The organism is Microbacterium mangrovi (assembly GCF_000802305.1).
GTDB lineage: Bacteria > Actinomycetota > Actinomycetes > Actinomycetales > Microbacteriaceae > Microbacterium > Microbacterium mangrovi.
In genome coordinates this window covers 412,849-436,829 of record NZ_JTDK01000006.1, presented here as the reverse complement: position 1 = coordinate 436,829, position 23,981 = coordinate 412,849, and the positions used below count along the sequence as shown (strand labels likewise).

21 protein-coding genes and 1 tRNA gene are annotated in these 23,981 nt (G+C 69.6%); 15 read left to right on the top strand and 7 right to left on the bottom strand.

Annotated elements, in window-relative coordinates; genetic code table 11:
* Positions 1–4 precede the first annotated feature (4 nt).
* The gene (locus tag LK09_RS05930; RefSeq protein WP_039397108.1) at positions 5–889 is read left to right on the top strand and encodes a TatD family hydrolase; all 885 of its coding nucleotides are present in this window, start codon (positions 5–7) and stop codon (positions 887–889) included.
* On the opposite strand, the gene LK09_RS05925 is transcribed toward LK09_RS05930, so the two are convergent.
* From LK09_RS05925 to LK09_RS05915, 3 genes are all read right to left on the bottom strand, one after another.
* The gene (locus LK09_RS05925; protein WP_039397106.1) at positions 868–2,142 is read right to left on the bottom strand and encodes an MFS transporter; all 1,275 of its coding nucleotides are present in this window, start codon (positions 2,140–2,142) and stop codon (positions 868–870) included. The two genes, LK09_RS05930 and LK09_RS05925, sit on opposite strands and share 22 nt — an antisense overlap.
* 89 nt (positions 2,143–2,231) lie before the next feature.
* Positions 2,232–3,671, bottom strand: coding sequence for an HNH endonuclease signature motif containing protein (locus tag LK09_RS20615; protein WP_052226450.1), 1,440 nt, complete (start codon positions 3,669–3,671; stop codon positions 2,232–2,234).
* A gap of 353 nt (positions 3,672–4,024) precedes the next feature.
* A complete protein-coding gene (locus tag LK09_RS05915; protein ID WP_039397104.1) occupies positions 4,025–5,479 on the bottom strand; it encodes a sugar porter family MFS transporter in 1,455 nt (484 codons plus the stop codon).
* 84 nt (positions 5,480–5,563) lie between these two features.
* Between LK09_RS05915 and rsmA the strand changes: the two genes are divergently transcribed.
* The 8 genes from rsmA (at position 5,564) to LK09_RS05875 (ending at position 12,828) form a co-directional block, all read left to right on the top strand.
* Positions 5,564–6,406: a 16S rRNA (adenine(1518)-N(6)/adenine(1519)-N(6))-dimethyltransferase RsmA gene (rsmA, locus tag LK09_RS05910; RefSeq protein WP_039397101.1), complete on the top strand. Its 843-nt coding sequence runs from the start codon at positions 5,564–5,566 to the stop codon at positions 6,404–6,406.
* A gap of 64 nt (positions 6,407–6,470) precedes the next feature.
* Positions 6,471–7,577, top strand: a complete 1,107-nt coding sequence (locus LK09_RS05905; RefSeq protein WP_052226449.1) for a DUF2235 domain-containing protein — start codon at positions 6,471–6,473, stop codon at positions 7,575–7,577.
* 10 nt (positions 7,578–7,587) lie between these two features.
* Entirely contained in the window at positions 7,588–8,664 is a 1,077-nt protein-coding gene (locus LK09_RS05900) for an aldo/keto reductase (RefSeq protein ID WP_039397099.1), read from the top strand.
* Entirely contained in the window at positions 8,661–9,596 is a 936-nt protein-coding gene (locus tag LK09_RS05895) for a 4-(cytidine 5'-diphospho)-2-C-methyl-D-erythritol kinase (RefSeq protein WP_039397097.1), read from the top strand. The genes LK09_RS05900 and LK09_RS05895 overlap by 4 nt, the downstream gene beginning before the upstream one ends.
* A gap of 52 nt (positions 9,597–9,648) precedes the next feature.
* Positions 9,649–10,518 (top strand): ABC transporter ATP-binding protein, encoded by an 870-nt coding sequence (locus tag LK09_RS05890; protein ID WP_052226448.1) that lies wholly within the window; start codon positions 9,649–9,651, stop codon positions 10,516–10,518.
* Complete coding sequence (locus LK09_RS05885) at positions 10,515–11,201, top strand: ABC transporter permease (RefSeq protein ID WP_039397096.1); 687 nt, start codon at positions 10,515–10,517, stop codon at positions 11,199–11,201. The genes LK09_RS05890 and LK09_RS05885 overlap by 4 nt, the downstream gene beginning before the upstream one ends.
* Positions 11,198–11,914, top strand: a complete 717-nt coding sequence (locus LK09_RS05880; protein WP_039397094.1) for an ABC transporter permease — start codon at positions 11,198–11,200, stop codon at positions 11,912–11,914. Before LK09_RS05885 ends, LK09_RS05880 begins: the two co-directional genes overlap by 4 nt.
* Complete coding sequence (locus LK09_RS05875; RefSeq protein WP_039397092.1) at positions 11,911–12,828, top strand: ABC transporter substrate-binding protein; 918 nt, start codon at positions 11,911–11,913, stop codon at positions 12,826–12,828. Before LK09_RS05880 ends, LK09_RS05875 begins: the two co-directional genes overlap by 4 nt.
* Positions 12,829–12,903: 75 nt before the next feature.
* Here LK09_RS05875 and LK09_RS05870 read toward each other — a convergent pair whose 3' ends face one another.
* Entirely contained in the window at positions 12,904–14,733 is a 1,830-nt protein-coding gene (locus tag LK09_RS05870) for an ABC-F family ATP-binding cassette domain-containing protein (protein WP_039397090.1), read from the bottom strand.
* A gap of 6 nt (positions 14,734–14,739) precedes the next feature.
* The gene (locus LK09_RS21390; protein WP_052226447.1) at positions 14,740–15,516 is read right to left on the bottom strand and encodes a TetR/AcrR family transcriptional regulator; all 777 of its coding nucleotides are present in this window, start codon (positions 15,514–15,516) and stop codon (positions 14,740–14,742) included.
* 127 nt (positions 15,517–15,643) lie between these two features.
* Here LK09_RS21390 and LK09_RS05860 point away from each other — a divergent pair, with 127 nt between their 5' ends.
* Positions 15,644–17,011, top strand: coding sequence for a flavin monoamine oxidase family protein (locus LK09_RS05860; protein WP_039397088.1), 1,368 nt, complete (start codon positions 15,644–15,646; stop codon positions 17,009–17,011).
* Between the two features lie 76 nt (positions 17,012–17,087).
* Positions 17,088–18,104: a flavin reductase family protein gene (locus tag LK09_RS05855; protein WP_197060972.1), complete on the top strand. Its 1,017-nt coding sequence runs from the start codon at positions 17,088–17,090 to the stop codon at positions 18,102–18,104.
* A 58-nt stretch (positions 18,105–18,162) separates the two neighbouring features.
* Here LK09_RS05855 and LK09_RS05850 read toward each other — a convergent pair whose 3' ends face one another.
* Positions 18,163–20,133: a primary-amine oxidase gene (locus LK09_RS05850; RefSeq protein ID WP_052226446.1), complete on the bottom strand. Its 1,971-nt coding sequence runs from the start codon at positions 20,131–20,133 to the stop codon at positions 18,163–18,165.
* A 130-nt stretch (positions 20,134–20,263) separates the two neighbouring features.
* Positions 20,264–20,761 (bottom strand): MarR family winged helix-turn-helix transcriptional regulator, encoded by a 498-nt coding sequence (locus LK09_RS05845; protein ID WP_039397087.1) that lies wholly within the window; start codon positions 20,759–20,761, stop codon positions 20,264–20,266.
* A 67-nt stretch (positions 20,762–20,828) separates the two neighbouring features.
* On the opposite strand from LK09_RS05845, the gene LK09_RS05840 reads away from it, so the two are divergent.
* The 4 genes from LK09_RS05840 to LK09_RS05825 all read left to right on the top strand — a co-directional run bounded on the left by LK09_RS05840 (position 20,829) and on the right by LK09_RS05825 (position 23,977).
* A tRNA-Gln gene (locus LK09_RS05840) sits at positions 20,829–20,900 on the top strand.
* A 1-nt stretch (position 20,901) separates the two neighbouring features.
* Complete coding sequence (gene glmU / locus LK09_RS05835) at positions 20,902–22,365, top strand: bifunctional UDP-N-acetylglucosamine diphosphorylase/glucosamine-1-phosphate N-acetyltransferase GlmU (protein ID WP_039397085.1); 1,464 nt, start codon at positions 20,902–20,904, stop codon at positions 22,363–22,365.
* The gene (locus tag LK09_RS05830) at positions 22,349–23,389 is read left to right on the top strand and encodes a ribose-phosphate diphosphokinase (RefSeq protein ID WP_039397082.1); all 1,041 of its coding nucleotides are present in this window, start codon (positions 22,349–22,351) and stop codon (positions 23,387–23,389) included. The genes glmU and LK09_RS05830 overlap by 17 nt, the downstream gene beginning before the upstream one ends.
* 111 nt (positions 23,390–23,500) lie before the next feature.
* Complete coding sequence (locus LK09_RS05825) at positions 23,501–23,977, top strand: hypothetical protein (RefSeq protein WP_039397079.1); 477 nt, start codon at positions 23,501–23,503, stop codon at positions 23,975–23,977.
* Positions 23,978–23,981: the final 4 nt, after the last annotated feature.

Sequence of the window (23,981 nt, the reverse complement as noted above, 5' to 3'; positions counted from 1 at the left end):
CGGCATGCCCGACGATCCGTCGAACTACGTCCGGCACCGGGAGAAGGGCTCGCGCGACCTCACCTATCCGGCGTCGCCCGAGCCGCTCCCGGTGGCGGTGTACGACAACCACTGCCACCTCGAGATCCAGGACGGCGACGAGCCGCTCACCCTCGAGGCGCAGCTCGACCGTGCGGCCGAGGCCGGGATCGCCGGTGTCGTGCAGGCCGGCGGTGACATCGACTCCTCCCGATGGTCGGCTCACGCGGCGGCATCCCACCCGCGCGTGCTCGCCGCGGTGGCGATCCACCCCAACGAGGCTCCGGCCTACGCCGAGGCCGGACGCCTCGCGGAGGCGATCGGGGTGATCGACGAGCTCGCCGCGCAGCCGCGCGTGCGTGCGATCGGCGAGACCGGGCTCGACTTCTTCCGGACCGGGCCCGAAGGACTGGCGGCCCAGCACGAGAGCTTCGAGGCGCACATCGCGCTCGCGAAGAAGCACGGGATCGCGATGCAGATCCACGACCGCGATGCGCACGACGCCGTGCTGGAGACGCTGCAGCGGGTCGGGGCGCCCGAGCGGACCGTGTTCCACTGCTTCTCCGGCGACGACGCGATGGCCCGGATCGCCGCCGATCGCGGCTACTGGCTGTCGTTCGCCGGGAACATCACGTTCAAGAACGCGCAGAACCTGCGCGACGCGCTCGCGGTGACGCCGCGCGACCGCATCCTCGTCGAGACGGATGCGCCCTTCCTGACGCCCGTTCCGCACCGGGGGCGCCCCAACGCGCCGTACCTCGTGCCGGTGACGCTGCGGTTCATGGCGGGCGAGCTCGGGATGGACCTCGCGGAGCTGTGCGAGCAGGTCGCCTCAAACACCGTCGAGGTCTACGGCTCGTTCGAAGGCTGAAGCTCCGGCCCGTCGACGACCGGTTTCGCGGCCGTGATGTTCGAGATCGACTTCCAGACCAGCGCGAGCGTGATCGCCGATCCGGCGAACGCGAACCACCAGGGTGCGGTCAGTCCCCAGACCTGGGCGATGGCACCGCCGAGGGCCTGGCCGACGACCATGCCGCCGAAGACGCCGACCATGTTGACCGATGCCATGCGGCCCTGCAGCTGCATCGGCACGAGTCGCTGGCGGACCGTGGTCGAGATGGTGCCCCACACGAAGGCGTACGTGCCGAAGACGAACATGACCATGAGCGCGACGATGCCGGACGTCGTCACGGCGAAGGTCAGGTGCATGAGCACCTCGAGCGTGAGGCACACGCGCATGAGTGTCGCGAACGAGACGTGCTTCTCGAGCCAGCCGAAGGTGGACACGGCGAGGAGGCCGCCGAGAGCGGATGCCGTGGTCAGGGTGCCGTAGCCGACTTCTCCCATGTGCAGTCGATCGGTGGCGTACAGCACGAGGACGCTCCACGGGGCGGACCACGTGACGTTGAACACCAGGATGATGACGACCAGCGTCCGCACGGGCGGGTTGTGACGCAACCAGTGGAGACCTTCGCGGATCGGGTGGGCGGAGGCGCCGGAGGCGGGTGCCGCGTCCTCGTGCGCGGGAACGGGTGTCCGTGCGATGCGTGAGACGAGCACGACGGCGAACAGCACGCACACGACCTGCACGAAGAACGGCCAGAACGAGCCGAGCGCGAAGAGGAAGGCTCCGAGCGGGGGACCCGCCATCTGGTTGGCGACCACGTAGCCGGCCTGCATCCGGGCGTTTCCGATGCCGAGGTCGACGGGGCGGATCATCATCGGCAGCAGCGTGTTGCCGGCCGAGTCCGCGAACACCTCGGCGGTCCCGTAGAGGAACGCGGAGGCCAGCACCAGCCAGATGGTCGCGTGACCTGTTGCGAGGAAGATGCAGAGCACGCCGATGACGACGCCGCGCAGACCGTTGGCGACCATCACGAGGCGCCTCCGGTCGTGGCGGTCGGCGACGGCGCCGGCGTGCAGGCCGAACAGCAGCCAGGGGAGATACTGCAGCATCGCCCCGGCAGCGACGAACACGGGGGAGTGCGTCATCGAGGCCAGCAGCAGAGGAGCTGCCGACAGAGCGATCCCGTCGCCCAGGTTGCTGGTCCAGAAGGCGCCGAGCAACCACCGGAAGTCGCGTCCGAGGCGCGGCGGCGCGACGACATCCAGGAGGTTCGGCATCCCTCCATCGTACGAAGGGCGTCCGACAGTGAGAGGCACCCGCCTCCTCGGATCCGTCGTGCCGCGGTGACGGTCGTCTGGCCGGCCGGTCAGAAGGGCGCGGGGCTCTCGACTGCGCGGTGGGGATCGATCCGTGTTGCGTGGCCCGATGGCCGTCCGGGTGGTCGGCTGGGTTGTCCGGGTGGTCGGTCGGGGGTGAATCGGACGGCGGCGGGGGGTCGGGTGCGGTACCCGCGGCGAGTCGGGGATGTGAACTGCAGGATGCCGCCGGGGAGTTGCTGCACGGTCCAGTCGGTGTGGTGCTTGACGGTGTGGTGGCGTTCGCACAGGCAGGCGAGGTTGCACAGGGCAGTGGGTCCGCCCTCAGCGTGTGCGGTGGTGTGGTCGATGTCGCACTTTTTGGCGGGGCGGCGGCAGCCGGGGAACCGGCAGGTCTCATCCCTGGCTTGCAGGAGGCGTCGCATGGCGGTGCAGGGTCGGCGTTTGTCGACGGTGACCGGGGTGCCGGTGGTCGGGTCGGTGAAGATCCGGTACCAGTCGTCCGATCCGCCGGCGAGGTGTCGGGCGGTGTCGTCGTCGACGAGACCGGCGCCGGGGATCTGTGCCCCGCCGGTGGTGGTGCCGGCCAGGGTGGAGGCGGGGATGGTCAGGTGCACGGTGGCTTGGATGGCGCCGAGTGCATCGCGGTGTTCGGTGGTGGTGCCGTGCCCGTCGGGGACGTTGGTGAGCATCAGGTCCAGGGCGACATCCGCCATGATCTGCGCCCTCGTGCGCTCATCCGGAACAAACTCTGCTGCTTCGGCGTCGTCGCCGATGTCTTCCGCGGCCGCCTCGGCCGCGGCGGCGGTGTCGGCCTGGTTTTGGGTGTGGAGTTCGGTGGCGATGTCGGTGAGCCGGTTGTAGGTGCCTTCGATGTGGGCGGTGGGGCCGGTGATGATCAACTGCCCCACCCCCGGCTCCACGCTGCGTTTGCGCACCGACCGGCGTTGCACGGCTTCCTTGATCCGGGCCTGGGTGCCGTCCGGGTCGAGCCGGTCCACCAGCACCCCGAGAGCGTCCTTCAGTTGAGCGGGGGTGAGCTCTGCGGCCAGGTCGATCGCGTACCGCTCGTACTCGGCCCGGATGTCGGGGTCGTCGATGACGCCGCCGACATCCGCGATCGTGGTCGCGTGCTGCGGGGACACGTTGCCGTCGCTGACCTCGTACATGGTCTCGGTGAACAGGGTCATCAGCACGTGTGCCTGGTTCACCCGGGACGCCACCTGATACTCGGACAGGCGCAGCGCGGCGGCGATCTCGGCATAGATCTCCCGCATCGCCAACTGCGACGCGGACACCACCGCCCGGGTGTCGGCCTGCTGGGCGCGCTCGTGTTCCCGCCGTCGCACCAGGGCGGCGACCCCGGCGAAGAAGTGCGTCTCGACCGCGAAAGCGGACGCGGCCCGGGCCCGCGCCGCCCCCAGATCATCGACCAGCATGTCCAGGTCGGACAGCACCGGGGAGAGCCCACCGTGTGACGTGTCGGCCATGGTGCCCCCTTCGATCCGTTGGAATGTTCGAACTCGATACCTCCACACTATCGAACATGCATCCAGACTGCAAGCGGGTTGCAGCACATCTTGGGCGACACGTTCGGGGCGAGCGTTTCGTCTCGCTTCGCTCGCTCAACGACCGGGGGACGCGGGGCGTTTCGTCTCACTGCGCGGTCCCTGAGCGCCCTTCGTCTCGCTTCGCTCGCTCAGGAACCGCGAAGCGCGGCGGGTCGTGCCGTCATCCGCACACATCACCGCCATGCGGACCAGCCTGCCCAACCCGCAGAGGGCGTTTCGTCTCGGCGCTCGACGAACGATGGCGGCGACCTGATATGCCGGGCGGAATCCGGCTATGCGGTGGTCTGCGGCTTCCGGAGGAACAGATTCTCGGTCTGCTCCAGGTCGACGCCCTTGGTCTCGGGGATCTTCACCGCGACGTAGACGAACGAGAGCAGCGCGAACAGGGCGTAGATGCCGTAGGTGGCCGACAGATTCCAGGTCGACATGACCGGGAACGTCACCGTCACGAGGAAGTTCGCAATCCACTGCGCGCCGGCGGCGACGCCGAGGGCCTTGCCGCGGATGCGGCTCGGAAAGATCTCGCCCAGCAGCACCCAGACGAGCGGGCCCCACGAGGCGCCGAAGCCGATGACGAACACGTTCGCCGCGACGAGCGCGATCGGGCCCCACGGTGCCGGCAGGGTGACGGCGCCCGAGGCATCCGTGACGGAGAACGCGAAGCAGAGCGCCATGAAGCCGAGCGACACGGTCATCAGCACCGAGCCCGTCAGCAGGATGGGCTTGCGGCCCCACCGGTCCACGAAGAAGATCGCGATGAGCGTGACGAGGACGTTGACGATTCCGGTGACGACGCTGATGCCGAACGACGAGCTCTCCGCGAAGCCGACGGACTGCCACAGCGTCGTCGAGTAGTAGAAGATCACGTTGATCCCGACGAACTGCTGGAACACCGACAGGATGATGCCCGCCCAGACGATGCCCTGCAGCCCGAACACGGGGCCCCGCAGGGAGACACCGGCATTGCGGCGATCGGCCTCGATCCTCTCGGTGAGCTCGGTCATCGTCGTTTCCAGTTCGGATGCCGGCATGAGCGTCGCGAACACCGCGCGCGCCTCGGCGTCGCGGCCCTTCGTGATGAGGAACCGCGGCGACTCGGGCACGGTGAACGAGAGGATGCCGTAGATCGCAGCGGGGATGACGCCGACGATGAACATCCACCGCCACGCGTCCAGCCCGAACCAGAACGGGCTGTCCGCCGTGCCCGCCGACCACGCGAACACGGCATCCGACAGGAGCGCCACGAAGATGCCGAGGGTGATCGCGAGCTGCTGCAATGAGGCGAGGCCGCCGCGGATCTGCCGCGGCGCGATCTCGGCGATGTACGCCGGCGCGACGACCGATGCGATGCCGATGCCGAGACCGCCGATGATCCGCCAGAACGCGAGGTCCCATACCGAGAAGGCCAGACCCGCACCGAGCGACGACGCGAAGAACAGCACGGCGCCCAGCAACATGACCCGGAGGCGACCCCAGCGGTCGGCGAGGTTTCCGGCGATCACGGCGCCCACGGCGCACCCGAGGAGCGCGATGGCCACCACGAAGCCGGTGATGACGCTGTTGAGCCCGAAGTCGGACTGGATCGAATCGACGGCCCCGTTGATCACCGACGAATCGAAGCCGAAGAGGAACCCGCCCACGGCGGCCGCGACGGCGAGTCCGACGGCGCGCTTTCCGTACGGGCTGCGCAGCGAGAAGGTTCCTGTGGAAACACCGTCCGAACTCATAGTCGCCACACTAGCCACGCATGGCGGCGTGCGACGCCTCGCGGTCGGCGCGTCGAAGCCGTCGGCTCCGGGCAGAATAGGGGGATGGTCGATCTGCTGGGCGCTGCCGAGATCCGTTCCCTGGCCGCCGAGCTGGATGTCACCCCGACGAAGAAGCTCGGGCAGAACTTCGTCGTCGACGCGAACACCGTGCGAAAGATCGTCCAGGTCGCGCGCGTCCAGGAGTCCGAGCGCGTGGTCGAGGTGGGCCCCGGGCTCGGCTCGCTGACCCTCGCGATCCTCGAGACGGGGGCGTCGGTGACGGCCGTCGAGATCGATCACCGGCTGGCCGAACGCCTGGCCCGGACGGCGCAGGCCCACGGCGTGCCCGCCGATGCACTGACGGTGGTGGATGCCGACGCCCTCCGGGTCACAGAGCTCCCCGGCGAGCCGACGGTCCTCGTCGCGAATCTGCCCTACAACGTGTCGGTGCCCGTGCTGCTGCACTTCCTCGAGACCTTCCCGTTCCTGCAGCGCGGCGTCGTCATGGTGCAGGCCGAAGTGGGGGAGCGCCTCGCAGCCGCCCCCGGGTCGAAGATCTACGGCGCTCCGAGCGTGAAGGCCGCCTGGTACGGACCGTGGCGGCTCGCCGGAACGGTGTCCCGGCACGTCTTCTGGCCGGTTCCGAACGTCGACAGCGTGCTCGTGGCGTTCGAGCGGGATGCCGAGCCGCGGGGGTCCGAAGCCGAGCGACGGCGCGTCTTCGCGATCGTCGACGCCGCCTTCGGCCAGCGGCGCAAGATGCTCAGGCAGGCGCTGTCGCCGGTTCTCGGCGGGTCGGCCGCTGCGGCATCCGCGGTCCTCGAGCAGGCCGGGGTCGATCCGACCGCGCGAGGCGAGCAGCTCACCATCGACGACTTCGTGCGGATCGCGCGCGTCGCTCCCTGAGCGCCGCGTATCAGCGAGCGGCGGTCGATCCTCCTGTGGGCAGGACTCACCTCAGGAGGACGCCATGGCGCGCAATCTCGTGCTCTGCCTCGACGGCACCGCGGGGGAGGTGCGATCGCGCCGCACCGATTCGAACCCGGTGCAGACCTACGACCTGCTCGATCTGTCCGACCCGCACAAGCAGATCGCGTTCTACTCGGCCGGAGTGGGCACCGAGGCCGCGCCCGGCGCGTGGGGTCCGTTCGCCCGCTGGCTGACCCGGATGGGCGGCCTGATCTGGGGCAAGGGACTGCGCGCGAACCTGGGCGACGCGTACCTGTGGCTCGTGAAGAACTGGGAGCCCGGAGATCGCGTGTTCGTGTTCGGGTTCAGCCGGGGCGCGTTCACCGCCCGTGCCCTCGTCGGAATGCTGCGCACGATCGGTCTGCTTCGTCGCGGCACCGAGAACATGCTCCAGTTCGCGGTCGCCGAGTACGCGCATCCGGGCGGCTCGGAGAACGTGAACTGGGCCAGGATCGATCGCTTCGTCGACGTGTTCTGCCGCCACCCCGACGGGCATCGGACCATCCCGGTGGCCTACCTCGGTATCTGGGACACCGTCAAGGCGCTGGGCCTGGCCCGCTTCGCCCCGTCGTGGCCGTTCACCCGCAAGCTGCCCAACGCGCAGCGCATCCGGCATGCGGTTTCGATCGACGAGCGCCGGCGGCCGTTCCGGGAGAACCTCGTCGACCCGTCGCATCCGAACTGCGAGGAGGTGTGGTTCGCGGGCGTGCACGCGGATGTCGGAGGGACCTACGCCGACGACTGCCGGCTGTCCACGATCACCCTCCGCTGGGTGCTCGAGGGGGCTCGTCAAGAGGGGCTGCTGCTGAAACCCGTCGGGCCGCCCGACCTGGTGGGAACGCTGTTCGCGGGGTTCCCGCCGACGGACGCGACCGCCCTGACGCACCGCAACGGGGCGGGATGGGATCTGCTGATCCCGCGGCGCCGACCCATTCCCGCGCGGGCGAACGTGCACGCCACGGTCCGCGAGCGGATGGCCGCCGTCCCGGCGTACCGTCCCCGGATCCCCGAGGGAGCGGTGTGGGTGGATGCCGGATGGGCGGCGGCGGCCGCCGCCGACACGGCCGGGGCGTCGTCCGCCATGACGGATGCCGCCGGGGCACGCTAGCCTCGACAGCATGACTGATTCGCGGCTGTCCACCAGGGTTCCCGATCTGCATCGTCCGTATGCGGCTGCGCCCGATCGCTACTCGCGCGTCGGTTATCGCCAGGTGGGCACCTCGGGCCTGTTCCTGCCGCCGATCTCGCTCGGGCTGTGGTGGAACTTCGGCGACAACATCCCGATCGACAACCAGCGCACCCTTCTGCGTCACGCCTTCGACAGCGGGATCACGCACTTCGACCTGGCGAACAACTACGGTCCGCCGTACGGCTCGGCCGAGAAGAACTTCGGCCGCATCTTCTCCGAGGACTTCCGCCCGTACCGTGACGAGCTCATCATCTCGTCCAAGGCCGGATGGGACATGTGGCCGGGGCCCTACGGCGAGTACGGCTCCCGCAAGTACGTCCTCTCCAGCGCCGAGCAGTCCCTCACCCGCATGGGGCTGGACTACGTCGACCTCTTCTACTCGCACCGCTTCGACGACGTCACGCCGCTCGAGGAGACGATCGGTGCGCTGGACACGCTCGTGCGCCAGGGCAAGGCCCTGTACGTCGGCATCTCGTCGTACAGCGCCGAGCGCACGGCCGAAGCGGTCGTCATCGCGCGGAGCCTGGGGACGCCGCTGGTCATCCACCAGCCCGCCTACTCGATCCTGAACCGCTGGGTGGAGGACGGCCTCACCGGCGTCCTGGACGAGACGGGTCTGGGCGCCATCGCCTTCACTCCGCTCGCCCAGGGTCTGCTCACCGACAAGTACCTGGGCGGCGGCGTCGCCGAGCGTGCGCAGAAGCGCGGCTCGCTGCCGGACTCGCCCCTCTCCGACCACGGCCTCGCGATCGTGCGGGGGCTCGACGTGATCGCGAAGGAGCGCGGACAGACCCTCGCGCAGATGGCGCTGCAGTGGGTGCTGCGCACGCCCACCGTGGCATCGGCGCTCATCGGCGCGTCCCGGCCGTCGCAGCTGGACGAGAACCTCGCCGCACTGTCGGGCCCTGCCTTCTCGGAGGAGGAGCTCGCCCGGATCGACGTGCTCTCGTCGGGTCTCGGCGATGAGGACGACGTGAACCTGTGGAAGGTGTCGGCGACGCTGTGAGCGAGGCGCTCGCCCCCTCGAGCGTGCACGTGCGCGCCCCCGGCAAGATCAATGTGTTCTTCGCCGTGGGCGGCCTCGGCGACGACGGCTACCACGAGGTGGCGTCCGCGTATCAGGCGGTCTCCGCGTACGAGGACATGTGGGCGTCGCCGTCGGATTCGTTCACGATCGAGGTCTCCGGGTCCGTCGACGTCGCCGGCGTCCCGCTGGGCGATCGCAACCTCGCGATCCGCGCCGCACGACTGCTCGCGGACCGGTGCGGGGTGGATGCCGGCGTGCACCTGCAGGTCCGCAAGGGCGTGCCGGTCGCCGGCGGCATGGGCGGAGGCTCGGCGGATGCCGCGGCCGCCCTGGTCGCCTGCGACGCGCTCTGGGGCACCGGCTTGACGAGTGCTCAGCTGCAGGCACTCGGCGCGGAGCTCGGGGCGGACGTCCCGTTCGCGCTGATGGGCGGCACGGCGATCGGCCTCGGGCGGGGCGAGCAGCTGAGTCCGGCGCTCGCGCGCGGCCGGTTCGACTGGGTGATCGTGACCTCCGGCGACGGCCTGTCCACGCCGGAGATCTATCGCGAGCTCGACGAGTACCGTGCCGACCACCCCGAGTCGTTCCTCTGGGCGGGTGCGTCGCCGCAGGTGTTCCCGCCGGTGCTCAAGGCGCTGCGCACCGGCGACGCCCGTCTGCTGGCGGCCTCGGCGTCGAACGAGCTGCAGATCGCCGCCATCCGACGCCGTTTGGAACTCAACGACGTGCTGCAGCTCGGACATGACGAGGGCGCACTCACCGGCCTCGTGTCCGGGTCCGGTCCGACGATCGCGTTCCTGACCGAGGACGAGTCGTCCGCCATCGACCTGCAGATCGCCCTCAGCGCCGCCGGGCACACCGCTCTGCATGTGCACGGGCCCGTGCCGGGAGCACGTCTGCTCGCGAGCTGACCGGCCGGTCGTCCGCGGACGTATTCCGACCTCGTGGGTCATCTCCGCCCGGATGTCGGAGGGGTGGGCTACGTTTGGTCAGGTGGCAGATGGCATCGAATTCCGAGCGGTCGGCAAACAGTTTCCGGGCGGCGCGCAAGCCGTGCGGGACTTCTCCTTGACGATCCCCGCCATGCACACCACGGTCCTGGTCGGGTCGAGCGGGTCGGGCAAGACCACCCTGCTGCGCATGATCAACCGCATGGTCGAGCCGACGGCGGGCAGCATCCTGATCGACGGGGTCGACATCCACGATCGTCCGGCTGTCGCCCTGCGGCGCAGCATCGGTTACGTGATGCAGAACTCCGGCCTGCTCCCGCACCTCACGGTGCAGGACAACATCGCGACCGTCCCGGTTCTCACCGGCACGCCGCGGCGCGCGGCGCGCGCTCGCGCACGCGAGCTCATGCACACCGTCGGGCTCGACGACGCACTCGCCACGCGCTACCCCAACCAGCTCTCCGGCGGCCAGCAGCAGCGCGTCGGAGTGGCGCGAGGGCTCGCCGGCGATCCGAACATCCTGCTGATGGACGAGCCGTTCGGCGCCGTCGACCCGATCGTGCGCGACGAGCTGCAGCAAGAACTGCTCCGCATTCAGCGCGACGTGCGCAAGACGATCGTGTTCGTCACCCACGACATCGACGAGGCGTTCCTCCTCGGTGACCAGGTGGTCATCCTCGAGACCGGCGCCCAGATCGCACAACTCGGCACGCCCGACGAGATCATCGAGTCTCCCGCTTCCGAGTTCGTCTCGAACTTCATCGGTGCCGACCGCGGGCGCCGTGCACTGAGTCTGCGAAAGACGCCGCACGGCACGGTGGTGGTCGACGGCCGCGGGCGTGCTCAGGGCGCGCTCGTCGACGACCCGACGGTGGCGACATGAGCTGGGTTCTCGAGAACCTGGGGCTGATCTGGCAGCTGTCACTCGAACACGTCCGGCAGAGCATTCCGCCGATCGTGCTGGGGCTGGTGATCTCGATTCCGCTCGGCTGGCTCGCCTGGCGCTATCGGCTCGTCCGCGAACCGGTGCTCGTGATCACCGGCATCCTCTACACGATCCCGTCGCTCGCGCTGCTGATGATCCTCCCGGTGGTGCTCGGCATCAGCCCGCTCAGCGAACTCAACCTCGTCGTCGCGCTCACCCTCTACGCGATCGCGCTGATGACGCGCAGCGTCGCCGACGGGCTCGAGTCCGTCGACCCCGACGTGCGCCTCGCCGCCACAGCGATGGGTTACGGCGCGTCGCGGCGGTTCTTCACCGTGGAGCTCCGACTCGCCGGTCCCGTCATCCTCGCCGGTCTCCGGGTGACCGCCGTCAGCACCGTCGCCCTGGCCACCGTGGGAATCCTGATCGGCGTGCAGAACCTCGGCTACCTCTTCACCAACGGGCTGCAGCGGCAGATCGTGGCCGAGGTGCTGTCCGGCGTCGTCGCGGTCATGATCATCGCTCTGATCTTCGATGCCCTGCTGGTCGGGGCCGGTCGCCTCGCGATGCCCTGGCAGAGCGCCGACAAGACGCCCCGGGGCTCGCGCCGCACGCGGATCATGCTGGAGGCCGGCTCGTGAACCTGTTCGCACAGGCGTTCGCATGGATCTTCAGCGACAAGTCCCCGTACGACCCGATCTCGACGGCGCTGGCGGTGCATCTCGGACTGACCGCAGCATCCGTGGCGGTGGCGGCTGTCATCGCGATCCCGGCCGGCTGGGCGATCGGGCACACGGGCAGAGCCCGCAACGTGGCGGTCTCGATCTCCGGCGCCGCGCGGGCGGTGCCGTCGTTCGGGCTGTTCATCCTGCTCGTCGTCGTGATGGGCGTGATCCACTACACCGCAGCGGCGGTCATCACCTTCGTGCTGCTCGCGATCCCGTCGATCCTGGCCGGCGCCTACAGCGGCTTCGAAGCCATCGACCGGCGCGTGGTCGATGCGGCGCGCGCTGTCGGCATGACGGAGTGGCAGATCCTGTGGCGCGTCGAGGTGCCCCTCGGTCTGCCCCTGCTCGTGGCCGGCATCCGCTCCGCCGTTCTGCAGGTCATCGCGACGGTCGTGATCGCCGCCTACGTCGGTCTCGGCGGTCTCGGCCAGTACATCCTCGCCGGGCTCCCGCTGCAGCGCATCGACATGGTGCTGGGCGGTGCGATCGTGATCGCCGTCGTGGCCCTCACCATCGACCTCCTGTTCGCGCTCCTGCAGCGCGCAGTCGTCCCGCGCGGGGCCCGCAAACTCAAAGTCTCCACCTCACGACGCCAACGACTCCCATTGGAAGGTGCAACATCATGAACATCATTCGCAAGCGCGCGCTCACCGCTGCTGCGGTGGTCGCCATCGCCGCAGCAGGTCTCGTCGGCTGCAGCTCCGGCAACCCGCTGTCCAGTCCGACGAGCTCGTCGTCTGGAAGCGCGGCCGCCGGCGCCGTCGTCATCGGCTCGCAGGCGTACCCCTCGAACGAGATCATCGCCGAGGTGTACGCTCAGGCACTCGAGGCCAAGGGCGTCAAGGTGACGCGCAAGTTCAACATCGGACAGCGCGACGCCTACATGCCCGCCGTCAAGAGCGGCGAGATCCAGCTGTTCCCGGAGTACACCGGCAACCTGCTGCAGTACTTCAAGCCGAGCGCCACCGAGACCGACCCGCAGGGCGTCTACACGGCGCTGAAGGCGGCGCTGCCGTCGAATCTCGCCGTCCTCGACATGGCGACCGCCACCGATCAGGACTCCTACACGGTCACCAAGGCGTTCGCCGACAAGTGGCACCTGACCTCGATCGCCGACCTGGCGAAGGTGACGGTGCCGCTCACGGTGGGCGCGAACGCCGAGTTCGCCGACCGCCCCTACGGCCCGAAGGGCGTCAAGAAGACGTACGGCGTCACGGTCGGGTTCAAGGCGACCGGAGACACCACCGAGCAGGCGCTCGTCGCCGGCACGGTCAACATCGCCGACATCTATACGTCGAGTCCCAAGATCAAGACGGACAAGCTCGTCGTGCTGCAGGACCCGAAGGCGCTCATCCTGTCGTCGAACGTGGTTCCGCTCGTCAACAAGAGCGTTTCCGACAAGGTCGGGTCGGTCATCAACGCTGTGCAGGCGAAGCTCACCCCCGACGTCCTGGTCGAATGGAACGTCGAGAACACCGTCGATCAGCAGTCGGCGGCGCAGATCGCGACCAAGTGGCTCAAGGCGCAGGGCCTGAGCTGACCTCCGTCCGAGCGTACGTGAGGCCGGCACGCATCGCGTGCCGGCCTCTCCGTTCCACATCCGATCGCGGAATGCTCAGCCGAGCTGTTCGGTCAGTTCGAACCAGCGCAGCTCCAGCTCTTCGACCTCGGTCTCCCGCGCCGTGATCTCCGCCATCCGCTCACCGAGGCCGACGTAGTCGGACTGGTCGTGATCGACGAGCGCGTGCTTGCGGGTGTCGATCTCCGTCGCGAGCTTCTGCATCCGTCGCTCAAGCGCGGTGAGCTCCTTCTCTGCCGCGCGTCGGTCCGCGCCGGCGAGCACGGGCGCCGATGGGGTCGAGCCCGAGGCGACCGGTCCGGACGCGCCGGGGCGGCTCGGCTCAGCGTTCTCCTGGGCCGCGCGCAGACGCAGGTACTCGTCCACGCCGCCCGGCAGGTGCCGGAGGTGGCCGTCGAGGACGGCGTACTGCTGGTCGGTGACCCGTTCCAGGAAGTAGCGGTCGTGCGACACGACGAGGAGTGTCCCCGGCCACGAGTCGAGGAGCTCCTCGAGGGCGGTGAGCATGTCGGTGTCGAGGTCGTTCGTCGGCTCGTCGAGGATCAGCACGTTCGGCTGCGTCAGAAGGACGAGCAGCAGCTGCAGTCGCCGCTGCTGGCCGCCGGAGAGGTCTTTGACCGGCGTCGAGAGCTGCGCGCTCGAGAAGCCCATGCGCTCCAGCAGCTGGCCGGGGGTGAGCTCCTGCTCCTTGGATCCCGATCCGAACGTGTAGGTCGTGCGCAGGCGTTCGAGCACGAGGCGCACGGGAGAGTCGAGGTGTTCGTCCAGCTCGTCCATGCGCTGGGTGAGCGTGGCGACCTGCACGGTCTTGCCGCGTTTGACCCGGCCGGACGTCGGTGAGACGGTCCCGTCGACGAGTCCGAGCAGCGTCGACTTGCCCGCGCCGTTGACGCCGAGGATGCCGGTGCGCTCGCCCGGCGCGATACGCCACTCCACGTCGCGGAGCACGGTCCGGGGCTGGTCCGCTCCGGATGCCGGGTACGTGACGCCGGCGTCGAGCAGGTCGACGACGTCCTTGCCGAGCCTTGCCACGGCGAGGGAGCGCAGGGCCACCGGGTCGCGCAGTTCGGGCACGTCGGCGATGAGGGCGTTGGCCGCGTCGATGCGGAACTTCGGCTTCGAGGTGCGCGCCGGGGCGCCGCGGCGGAGCCAGGCGAGCTCGCGCCGTGCGAGGTTCTGGCGCCGTGATTCGATGGCTGCGGCCTGGCGGTCGCGTTCGACGCGCTGCAGGATGTACGCGGCGTAGCCGCCGTCGAACGGCTCGACGATGCGGTCGTGCACCTCCCACGTCGCCGTGCAGACCTCGTCGAGGAACCACCGGTCGTGCGTCACGACCATCAGTGCCCCGGCGTTCGGTGCCCAGCGGCCCTTGATGTGGCGAGCCAGCCAGGCGATGGCCTCGACGTCGAGGTGGTTGGTCGGCTCATCGAGAGCGAGCACGTCCCAGTCGCCGGCCAGCAGCGCGGCCAGCGCGACCCGCCGCCGCTGTCCGCCGGAGAGCGTTCCGATTGCGGCATCCCACGGGAGGCCGCCGAGCAGTCCCGCGATCACGTCGCGGATCCGGGCGTTTCCGGCCCATTCGTGCTCGGCGAGGTCGCCGACGACAGCGTGGCCGACGGTCTCGGCGTCACCGAGCGTGTCCGACTGTTCGAGCACCCCGACGGTGACGCCCCGGCGCATCGTGACGCGTCCGGCATCCGGCTCGCGCGTGCCGGCCAGCATTGCCATCAGCGACGATTTGCCGTCGCCGTTGCGGCCGACGATGCCGATGCGATCGCCCTCGTCGACGCCGAGGCTGACGGAGTCGAAGACGACCTTGGTGGGGTATTCGAGGTGCAGCGCCTCGGCGCCGAGAAGATGTGCCATCGCTGATCAAGCGTAGTTCGCGGGCGGCGGCGGGCTCGCGTCGATGTCGCCCGGCCAGGTCCCGGCTCCGGGGCAGTCCACACCCGCCGCCGCGGCGAACGCATCCACGATCGCCATCGCGCCGCGTTCGAACGACTCGCGGCCGACGCCCGACCGCGTGTACGAGTGGGCATCCTCGGAGCGCTCCAGGAGCACGCTCGTGAACGTCGGCGCGGACGGCTCGAATCCGGCCGTGTCGAAGATGTCGTCGGGGGCGCTGACGTCGTAGGCGGATCCGTAGACGAAGCTCTCCAGCGCGACGATGAGCGCGAGCACCCGGTCGCGCGGCCAGCCGACGTCGACGAGCGCCCCGACGACCACCTCGTACATCGCGAGGGTCTCGGGTGCCCCGGTGATCGGCATCGTCGCGATCGCGTGCACAAGGGACGTGTGCCGGGCCATGAGGTCGCGGTACGACGTCGCCCAGGCGAGGAGCGCGTGCCGCCACGGGTGCGGCCCCGCCTCTCCGGCCGCGACGGCGCGCCGGATGCCGGCGAGCTCGGTGTCGTCGATGCCGGCCATCAGGCGGTCCTGGACGCTGCGCATGATGTCCTGCTTGGACCGCGCGTGGTTGTACATCGCGCTGGGCGTCACGTGCAGGTGCTTTGCGAGCGAGGCGATCGTGAGCGATTCGTACCCCTTGGTGCGCACGATCGCGAGCGCGGCGTCGGTGATGCCGTCGCGGGTCAGGATGCGTGAGGTCGGGCGGCCCGCGCGCCGATGCGGCTGGGTCGTCTCTGGCACGGCGTCTCCTCGCTGGGTCGGGCCGGCGGGACGGCGCCGGTGCTGACACATCGTATCTGCTACATTAAATAAACGACATTCATTTATGTCGGGATCGCAGTCGATCCCACGAACAAGGAGTGGAAACATGCAGACCATCGAGCGCGACGTCGTCATCATCGGCGCCGGACCCTCGGGCCTGAACGCGGCGCGTCGTCTGACCGCGGCCGGCAAGTCCGTCGCCGTCCTCGAGGCGCGCGACCGCGTAGGCGGCCGCACCTGGAGCGACGTCCGCGACGGCGGCTGGTTCGAGATCGGGGGCCAGTGGATCTCGCCCGACCAGACGGCGCTGCTCGACCTCGTCGCCGAGCTCGGCAAGGAGACCTACTCGCGCTACCGCGACGGCGATTCGATCTACGTCGCCGCCGACGGCAGCACCACGCGCTTCGCGAGCGACCTGCCCGTCAGCGCGGAGACCAACGCCGAGATCGACCGCATCGCCGCCATCCTCGACGATTACGCCGCGCAGGTGGGGGCGTCGGAGCCCTGGGCGCACCCGCTGGCGGAGGAGCTCGACAAGATCTCGTTCATCGAGTGGCTGCACAAGCAGTCCGACGATGAAGAGGCCGTGCAGAACATCGCCATGTGGATCGCGGGCGGCATGCTCACCAAGCCCTCGTACGCGTTCTCCACCCTGCAGGCCGTGCTCATGTCGGCATCGGCCGGCTCGTTCTCGAACCTCCTCGACGACCACTTCATCCTCGACAAGCGCGTCGTGGGAGGGATGCAGTCGGTGTCGATCGCGATCGCGGACGAGCTCGGCGATGACATCGTGTTCCTGAACAATCCGGTGCACACGCTCGAGTGGACCGACAACGGCCCCGGGGCGGCAGCATCCGTGACCGCCGTCGGCGCCGAGGTGACGGTGCGGGCGCAGCACGCGATCGTGGCCGTGCCGCCGAACCTGTACCACCGCATCTCGTACAACCCGCCGCTTCCGCGAATGCAGATGGTCGCCCACCAGCACGTCTCGATGGGTCTCGTGATCAAGGTGCACGCCACCTATGCAACCCCCTTCTGGCGCGAGAAGGGGCTGGCCGGCACGGTCTACGACCACGCGGGACTCGTCCAGGAGGTGTACGACAACACCAACCACGGCGACGAGCGCGGCACCCTGGTCGGCTTCATCTCCGACGTGAAGGCCGAGGCGATGTGGGGACTCGACGAGGACGAGCGCAAGCGCGTCATCCTCGAGGGGATCGCGCGGTCGCTCGGTGACGAGGCGCTGACGCCCGAGTCCTTCTACCTGTCCGACTGGGGCAACGAGGAGTGGACGCGCGGCGCGTACGCGACCAGCTACGACCTCGGCGGTCTGCACCGCTGGGGCGCCCTGCAGAACCAGCCCGTCGGCCCGATCTACTTCGCCTCCAGCGACATCGCGGGCGAGGGCTACCAGCACGTCGACGGCGCGGTGCGCATCGGCACGGCGACCGCCGAGCGCGTCCTCGGCGCCTGACGGCCACGCCCGGGTGAGCCCCGTCCCGGGGGACGAGGCTCATCCGGGTTCGCCGATCGGGCGCTACGGTCGGATCATGGGCGCGCCTCGGATCCACCACATCGCGATCACCGACGACTGGGACATGAGCGAGCTCGCCGGCGAGTACGGCGCGGCCACGCGCGGCGTCGCCTACGAGCCGGGCGGGCACATCCGCGCGACGACCGCATCCCGCGTGCAGGAGGTCCTGGACGAGCGATACGCCGATCTGCATCTGCCGCTCACGCTCGTCACGCTCGACCCGGGCCGGCTCGAGGACGCGGGGATTCCCGTCGAGGTGGATGCCGACGGCACGGCGCGCATCCTCGGGGAGATCCCGCGCGACGGGTCGGGCGTCGTCGTGGAGACGACGGCCCTGCAGTACGTCGACGGCCGCTGGCGGGCGCCCGCGCTGGATGCCGCCGGCGCCGACCTGCCGGAGCCGGACGACCACGTGGTCATCGAACCGGAGACGCTGTATATCGGCACGCCGGCGTTCCTCATCGTGACGGCCGACGTCGACGGCCGCCCCAACGTCGCCCCGGCGTCGTCGTACTGGGCGCTCGGGCGGATGCTCGTGCTGGGGATCGAGACCGAGGGGAAGACCGCCGACAACCTGCTCGCCGGAAGCGACCTCACCGTCAGCGTGCCGTCGCCCGACCTCTGGCCGGTGATCGTGCGCCTCGCGACCCTCACCGGGCGGAACCCGGTACCGGCCGCCAAGGCGCATCGCTATCGCTTCGAGCCGGACAAGTTCCCGGTCGTCGGGATCACGCCGCAGCCGTCCGATCTGGTGGTGCCGCCCCGCGTCCGCGAGTGCCGGCTGCAGTTCGAAGCGCGCACGCGCCGACTCACCCCGGCGGTGGACGGCGGCTACCTGATGGTCGAGGCGGAGGTGGTCCGCGTCCACGCCGCTTCGTCGATCGTGCGCGAGGACCGTCACGGGGAGCTTCAGGTGGACCCGGCCCGCTGGCATCCCCTCGTGTACGCGTTCCGGCATTTCTTCGACCGCGGCGACGAAGTCGGCTGGCTGGCGTCGAGCCGGACGGCGCCGCACGCGCCCGTCGTCGACTGAGGGGGAGACGGCGCAGCGCCCCGGGCCGGAGCCCGGGGCGCTGCGCTCGGGCTGCGACTCAGTGGTGCGCGTGCTCGGAGTGGTCGTGCTCGGAGTGGTCGTCCCCGCCGTGGCCGGCCCCGGGCGTGCAGTGGTCCATCGCGGTGCGCGGGGCGTCGATCGACGGGTTCTGGTCGAAGAACCCGAACGGCTTCAGCCAGAACGAGATCGTGTCCGCCGGCATGATCGGCCAGTCCTCGACACGCGTGATGTGGTGGATGCCGAAGTTGTACCAGAGCACCACGTCTTCGTTCACGAGGTTCTCGTCGTCGGCGATCCAGGCGCTCATCCCGTTGTGCAGGTCGTCGACGGCCTGCGTGGGGTAGTCGCCGGCGGGCCAGAACTGGTCGTCGTGGTGCTTGGTCACCCACAGCGTCTTGCCGATGACCGGGTTGCGCTTGAGGATCGGCGACGACTCGTCGAACATCGACGGGAAGGATGCCGACGGCACGATCTTGTACGCGACCGGCGACCCCCACGCGTTGAGCTTGTTCGGGTTCTGCACCTTCCAGGTGCGCTGCTTCTCCCAGCTGTAGACGCGGCCCGCCTGCGACTCGCTCTCCACGACCGTGGCGCGGGTGTTCAGGTCGAGCCCGAACGGGTTGGTGTCGCTGATGGGCGCGGGCATGGAGTCCGACTCGACGACCGTGTTCTCGCCGCCGTCGACGTCGAGGTCGAGCCGGGCGATCAGGAAGTGCTGGTGGAAGGGCGCGTAGGTGCGCTTGTCGATCGTGGTGCCGGTCGCCGAGGAGTCGCCCTCGTGCTCCATGGGGGTCGAGACCATGATGCCGGTGGCGCGCACCTCGCACTCGATGTTGCCGTCCTGGTAGAAGCGCCAGTAGATGAGGTATTCGTAATTGGCGACGGTCGCGTGCGCCGAGACGACGAATCGGCGCTGCCGGCGCACCTCGGTGCCGGCATCCGGGTCGACGTGCTTCCACAGCACCGCGTTGTCCTCCTCGTGGAGGCACACCGCGTTCTTGATCGTCCACGGCTGCCCGGCGGTGTCCGGGAGCGTCGCGTCGAGGTAGGTGATCTCGCCGAGGCAGTCGCAGCCGAGCTCGAGCGACGTGCACATGTACCCGAGGCCCCACTCGCCGATGTCGAAGGCGGTGCGACGGTAGTGGTCGAAGCTCGAGTCGCGATAGGGCACGATCATCTCGGCGAATGACATCCGGTAGGCGATATCTCGTTCGGTGCCGTTGTCGTCGAACGAGACCTGGTAGATGACCGGTCCTTCGCGATAGTTGAAGCCCACCCGGAACTTCCAGCGGTCCCACGAGATGGTGCTGCCGTCCACGAGGAACGAGACGCCCTCGGGCTGCACGATCTCCAGCGGCTTGATCTCCGCCTCCCGGGTCTGGATGCCGCGGATCTCGGGAACGTACTCGGCGTCGACCTCGGGGAACCCGTAGTCGTGGTGGTCCTCGATCTCGAGCACCTCGAGGGTGTTCATGTCGACGATGATCTTCAGGCCGCTGACCGGGTGCGCGTAGGGGTTGCCGTCCTTGGACGCGCGCCGCCAGAGATCCACCCAGCCGAGCCGGCGGTCGCGCCACTGATCGGGGATGACCGCCCCGCCGTAGGTCCACACGTCGAACAGGACGAGGTCGAGGTCGGTGATCCCGCGGGACGCGAGAGCAGCCCGGACCTCGGGGTTCTCCTTCATCGCGTGGTCGCAGTCGTGGTATTCGTCCAGCGTGAAGTTCGGCGTCACACCGGGAATGTGCTGCCACGATTCGACGGTGCCGGAGGTGAGGTCGACGACGGCCTCGTGCACCTCGTTCGTCTGCTTCTTCCACAGCACCGACAGCGAGCGGCGCACGATCGGGTCGCCGTCGCGCCAGGCCTTGACCTCGGCCTTGGGCGGCTCCTTCAGGATGATCGAGGCGTAGCGCCAGCCGGCGTCCACGCCCTTCTGCTCGGCGAGGATCGCGGCGGTGCGCGAGAACTCCTCGGCACTCAGGGAATCCAGCGGATGTGCGCCCATTCTCTGCTCCTTGGGTCAGGCGTGCGACGGCCGCCGCACGCGTCCACTCTGGCACGACACGGGCCGCGGGCGCAGGCGTACACGGCGGCGAAGTCGCGCCTGCGACACGCCGTGGCGGCCAGTCGGCGCGTCAGACGTCGAAGCCCAGGCTCAGCTTGCGCAGAAGTCCCGCGAGGCGCTCCTGATCGGCCCGCGACAACCGCGCCAGCAGCGCCTGCTCGGCATCCACCAGGCGGGTGATGGCCGCATCCACGCGGATCCGTCCGTCGGGCGTGAGGATGACGAGGATGCTGCGGCCGTCGGCCGGGTCGGCCTCCCGTCGCACCAGGCGCCGGCCCACGAGCCGGTCGATGCGGTTGGTCATCGTGCCGCTGGAGACGAGGGTCTGCTGCAGCAGCTGCTTGGGGCTGAGCCGGAACGGCTCGCCGGCACGCCGAAGTGCCGAGAGGACGTCCCACTCCCACGGCTCGAGTTCACTGCGACGGAACGCGGCCCGGCGCGCGAGATCGAGGTGGCGCGACAGCCGATCCACGCGCGACAGGACCTGCAGGGGGGAGAAGTCCAGATCGGGCCGCTGGGTGATCCAGGCCTCCACGATGCGGTCGACCTCGTCGCTCTCGGATGTCACCCCTTCATTATCCTGCCGAGGCGTCTGGCAGACTGGGACGACGTGACTTCCCGCCGGGCGGTCGCGGTCCGCCGTGGTGTAATGGCAGCACGACAGCCTTTGGAGCTGTGAGGTTCAGGTTCGAGTCCTGGCGGCGGAGCATGAGTTCTGTCATCGTCAACAGCCAGCTCGCCGTCGTCGTCCTCGCCGCCGGCCAGGGGACCCGGATGAAGTCGCGCACCCCGAAGGTGCTGCACTCGATCGGCGGGCGCTCGCTCGTCGGCCATGTGCTCGACACCGCCGAGGGCCTCGCGCCCACCGAGATCGTGGCCGTCGTCCGCCACGAGCGCGACGCCGTCGCGGCGGCCATCGTCGCCGCCTCGCCCCGCACCCGCGTGGTCGACCAGGACGAGGTGCCCGGCACGGGCCGTGCGGTGCAGCAGGCGCTGGACGCGCTCGACGGCTTCGACGGGGACGTGCTCGTGCTCTCCGGCGACGTGCCCCTTCTCGAATCGGACACGCTGGCCGCGCTCGTCGCCGAGCACCGGCAGGCGGACGCCGGGGCCACCCTGCTGTCGGCTGTCCTCGATGACGCGACCGGCTACGGACGCGTCATCCGTGCCGACGCAGGCGAGGTGGTGCGCATCGTCGAGCAGAAGGACGCCACTCCCGCGGAGGCGGCCGTGACCGAGATCAACGCGGGCGTGTACGTCTTCCGCGCCGGCCCGCTGCGCACGGCGCTCGCGCAGGTGGGCACCGACAACGCGCAGGGTGAGATGTACCTGACCGACGTCATCGCGCTCCTGCGCGCCGCAGGGCACGCGGTGGCGGCCTCGGTCGCGCCCGACGCCCTCGTCGCGCTCGGCGTCAACGACCGCGTGCAGCTGTCCGAGGCGGGCGCACTCCTGAACGCACGCACGGTGCGCCGCTGGCAGCTCGCCGGCGTCACTGTGCAGGACCCGGCATCCACCTGGATCGACGTCACCGCCGATCTGGCCGCCGACGTCACGCTGCTGCCGAACACCCACATCCTGCGGGCGACGACGATCGCCGCGGGCGCCGTCGTCGGACCGGACACGACCCTGGTGGACTGCGAGGTGGGGGAGGACGCCACGGTCCGCCGCACCGACGGCACCCTCGCGGTGATCGGCGCGGGTGCGACCGTCGGTCCGTTCTCGTATCTGCGTCCCGGCACCGTCCTCGGCGCGCGCGGGAAGATCGGCACCTTCGTCGAGACGAAGAACTCGACCATCGGCGAGGGCAGCAAGGTGCCGCACCTGTCCTACATCGGCGACACGACCATCGGCACGGGGGTCAACCTCGGCGCCGGCGCGATCACGGCCAACTACGACGACATCACGAAGCACCGCACCGAAATCGGCGACGAGGTGCACACCGGCTCGCACAACGTCCTGGTGGCTCCCGTTAAGATCGGAGACGGTGCGAAGACCGGGGCAGGGGCCGTCATCCGCAAGGATGTACCCGCGGGTGCCCTGGCGCTGAGCGTCGCGCCCCAGCGCAACATCGAGGGCTGGGTGGAGAAGAACCGAGCGGGGACGGCCGCCGCGGACGCCGCGGCTCGGTCCCGGCCTGCACAGAAGGCGGACGATGGGTCGCAAGGGTAAGCAGAAGACCGTCGACCTCGACCGGGCGAACGACATCGCTCCGGGGCTCGAGGTGAAGACGCGCAAGCGTCTCGTGGTCGTTTCCGGCAGTTCGCATCCCGAACTGGCACGGCAGGTCGCCGAGCAGATCGGCACGGAGCTCGCTCCCACCGAGCACCGGGTGTTCGCGTCGGGCGAGCTGTACGCGCGCTTCGAGGTGTCGGTGCGCGGCTGCGACGTCTTCGTCGTGCAGTCGTTCCGCGGATCGGTGAACCAGCAGATCATGGAGCTGCTCATCATGCTGGATGCGCTCAAGCGCGCGTCCGCCAAGCGCATCACCGTCGTGGTCCCGTACTTCCCGTACTCCCGCCAGGACAAGAAGGGCCGCGGTCGCGAGCCGATCAGCGCGCGCCTCGTCTCCGACCTGCTCCGGGCGGCGGGCGCCGACCGCGTCATGTCGGTCGACCTGCACGCGGCGCAGATCCAGGGCTTCTTCGACGGTCCCGTCGACCACCTGTTCGCCAAGCCGGTGCTGCTGGATCACTTCGAGAACAGCCTGAGCGCGGCCGACCGCGCCAAGCTCACCATCGTCTCGCCGGACGTCGGCCGCGTGCGCGTCGCCGACACGTGGAGCGACAGCCTGGACGCCCCGCTGGCGATCATCCACAAGCGTCGCGACCCGAAGGTCGCCAACCAGGTCTCCGTGCACGAGATCGTCGGCAGCGTCACCGGCCGCGTGTGCCTGCTGGTGGACGACATGATCGACACCGGCGGCACGATCGTGAAGGCCGCCCAGGCCCTCAAGGAGAACGGGGCCGAGCGTGTGATCGTCGCCGCGACGCACGCGGTGTTCTCCGATCCCGCCTCCCAGCGCCTGCAGGACGACTCGATCGACGAGGTCGTCGTCACCGACACGATTCCGCTGCCCGAGGACGTCCGCTTCCCGAGCCTCACCGTGCTCCCCATCGCACCGCTCCTCGCCCGCGCCATCCACGAGGTGTTCGAGGACGGCTCGGTGACGAGCATGTTCGACGGGGCCGCCTGAGCGCCGGAGCCGGTTCACAGCTGCGGCAGATCCTCCGGAGAGTCCCGCGTCGTAGGCTGACGCGGGGCCTTCCTTTCGCCCGCATCCGCCATCCGTTGCGAGGAGACCGCCATGACCCGCCCCGCCCGCTTCGCTCTCGCCCTGGCCGGCACGGCGGGAGCGGCGATCGCGCTCGCGGGCTGCGCGACGGCCACGACCTCCAATGCCGATTCGGCAGCGGGGACGGGCGGGGGGACGACCGGCTCGGCGAACTTGTCGCAGAGCCCGGCCCCGACCGCTGACGCCGGCGCCGTCTACCGGAACGGCAGCTACACCGCGACGGGCACGTACCACACGCCGCAGTCGGTCGAGAAGGTCACCGTGACCCTCACCCTCGACCGGGACACGGTCACCGCGGTGCGGGTGACCGGCGATCCGCAGACCTCCGAGACTGTCCACTATCAGGGCGAGTTCGTCGCGGGGATCTCTCAGGCGGTCGTGGGGAAGAAGATCGAGGAGCTCGCCGTGACCCGCGTGGGCGGTTCGTCGTTGACCAGCGCGGGCTTCAACGACGCCCTGGCCGCGATCGAGGCGCAGGCGAAGGGCTGAGACT

Coding starts and splice junctions, on each gene's coding strand:
- LK09_RS05930 (WP_039397108.1), top strand. CDS start 5: ATGCCCGACGATCCGTCGAACTACGTCCGGCACCGGGAGAAGGGCTCG.
- LK09_RS05925 (WP_039397106.1), bottom strand. CDS start 2,142: ATGCCGAACCTCCTGGATGTCGTCGCGCCGCCGCGCCTCGGACGCGAC.
- LK09_RS20615 (WP_052226450.1), bottom strand. CDS start 3,671: ATGGCCGACACGTCACACGGTGGGCTCTCCCCGGTGCTGTCCGACCTG.
- LK09_RS05915 (WP_039397104.1), bottom strand. CDS start 5,479: ATGAGTTCGGACGGTGTTTCCACAGGAACCTTCTCGCTGCGCAGCCCG.
- rsmA (WP_039397101.1), top strand. CDS start 5,564: ATGGTCGATCTGCTGGGCGCTGCCGAGATCCGTTCCCTGGCCGCCGAG.
- LK09_RS05905 (WP_052226449.1), top strand. CDS start 6,471: ATGGCGCGCAATCTCGTGCTCTGCCTCGACGGCACCGCGGGGGAGGTG.
- LK09_RS05900 (WP_039397099.1), top strand. CDS start 7,588: ATGACTGATTCGCGGCTGTCCACCAGGGTTCCCGATCTGCATCGTCCG.
- LK09_RS05890 (WP_052226448.1), top strand. CDS start 9,649: ATGTCGGAGGGGTGGGCTACGTTTGGTCAGGTGGCAGATGGCATCGAA.
- LK09_RS05885 (WP_039397096.1), top strand. CDS start 10,515: ATGAGCTGGGTTCTCGAGAACCTGGGGCTGATCTGGCAGCTGTCACTC.
- LK09_RS05875 (WP_039397092.1), top strand. CDS start 11,911: ATGAACATCATTCGCAAGCGCGCGCTCACCGCTGCTGCGGTGGTCGCC.
- LK09_RS05870 (WP_039397090.1), bottom strand. CDS start 14,733: ATGGCACATCTTCTCGGCGCCGAGGCGCTGCACCTCGAATACCCCACC.
- LK09_RS05860 (WP_039397088.1), top strand. CDS start 15,644: ATGCAGACCATCGAGCGCGACGTCGTCATCATCGGCGCCGGACCCTCG.
- LK09_RS05855 (WP_197060972.1), top strand. CDS start 17,088: ATGGGCGCGCCTCGGATCCACCACATCGCGATCACCGACGACTGGGAC.
- LK09_RS05850 (WP_052226446.1), bottom strand. CDS start 20,133: ATGGGCGCACATCCGCTGGATTCCCTGAGTGCCGAGGAGTTCTCGCGC.
- glmU (WP_039397085.1), top strand. CDS start 20,902: ATGAGTTCTGTCATCGTCAACAGCCAGCTCGCCGTCGTCGTCCTCGCC.
- LK09_RS05830 (WP_039397082.1), top strand. CDS start 22,349: ATGGGTCGCAAGGGTAAGCAGAAGACCGTCGACCTCGACCGGGCGAAC.
- LK09_RS05825 (WP_039397079.1), top strand. CDS start 23,501: ATGACCCGCCCCGCCCGCTTCGCTCTCGCCCTGGCCGGCACGGCGGGA.